Genomic DNA, 1,067 nt, shown 5'->3' on the forward strand with positions numbered 1-1,067 from the left:
GAGCCTCGCGGCGCGTCCGCCCGAAGTGGCAGCGCACCCCGTCCCGACGTCAACCGGATCGGCCCATGAGTCCGCACACCCGCTATAGTCTCGAGCTCGTTCTCGACAATCTCGTCTGGTTCATGCTGGTCTTCGTGCTGGCGGTCTTTTCCGTCCTCGTTCCGAACTACTTCCAGCTCGGCATTTTCGCCAACATCATCGAGGCTTCGAGCGTGCTCGGCGTCATGTCGATCGGCCTGGCGCTGGTGATCATTGCCGGCCACATGGACCTGTCGGTCGAATCGGTCGCCGCGCTCAGCGCCATGGCGGTCGGCATCATGTTCTGCTCGTCAGGCATCGGCCAGGGCGTGCAGTTGCATCCGGACTGGCTGATGGTGCCGGTGTCGCTCGCCATCGCGCTTGCCGTCGGCGCCATCATCGGCGTCATCAACGGCTTCCTCATCGTCAGGCTGAAGATGAGCGCCTTCATCATCACACTGGCCTCCTACATCTGGGTGCGCGGTCTCGTGCTGGTGATCTCAGGCGGACGCTCGGCGCAGGATCTGGCGCCCGCCATCCGATGGTTCGGCATCCAGCGGCTCGCCGGCCTGCCGCTGACCGCCTGGATCGCGGTCGGCTGCTTCGTGGTCTTCTCGCTGATCCTGGCCAAGACGCCGTTCGGCCGGCATCTGGTGATGATCGGCGGCAACGAGACCGCGACCTTCCGCGCCGGCATCCGCGTCAACCGCAACCTGATCGTCGCCTTTGTGCTTGCCGGCGCCATCGCCGGGCTGGCCGGCTGGCTGCTTGCCATCCGCACCTCCGGCGCCACTGCCAATCTCGGCGTCGGCCTGCTCTTCAATGCCTTCGCCGCCGTCGTCATCGGCGGCGTAAGCCTGAAGGGTGGCGTCGGCACTCTGCCCGGCGTCTATGCCGGCGTGCTGCTTCTGTCGGCCATCAACACCGCCATCAACCTGATGGGCCTGCCGGCCAATTTCACCCAGGTCATCCATGGCCTCCTGGTGCTGGCGGCCGTGCTGCTCGACGCTTTCAAGCAAACCATTCGTCAAAGACTCGCATGACAGGAC

1 protein-coding gene is annotated in these 1,067 nt (G+C 65.1%); it reads left to right on the forward strand.

Going from position 1 to position 1,067, the window contains the following annotated elements:
• Positions 1–65 precede the first annotated feature (65 nt).
• Positions 66–1,061 carry an ABC transporter permease gene (locus EOA29_RS37510; protein ID WP_126093566.1) on the forward strand — a complete coding sequence of 332 codons (996 nt, stop codon included), beginning with the start codon at positions 66–68 and terminating at the stop codon, positions 1,059–1,061.
• The last annotated feature ends 6 nt before the right edge of the window (positions 1,062–1,067 follow it).

It is taken from the genome of Mesorhizobium sp. M1E.F.Ca.ET.063.01.1.1, assembly GCF_003998155.1.
In the GTDB taxonomy this organism is placed as follows: Bacteria; Pseudomonadota; Alphaproteobacteria; order Rhizobiales; family Rhizobiaceae; genus Mesorhizobium.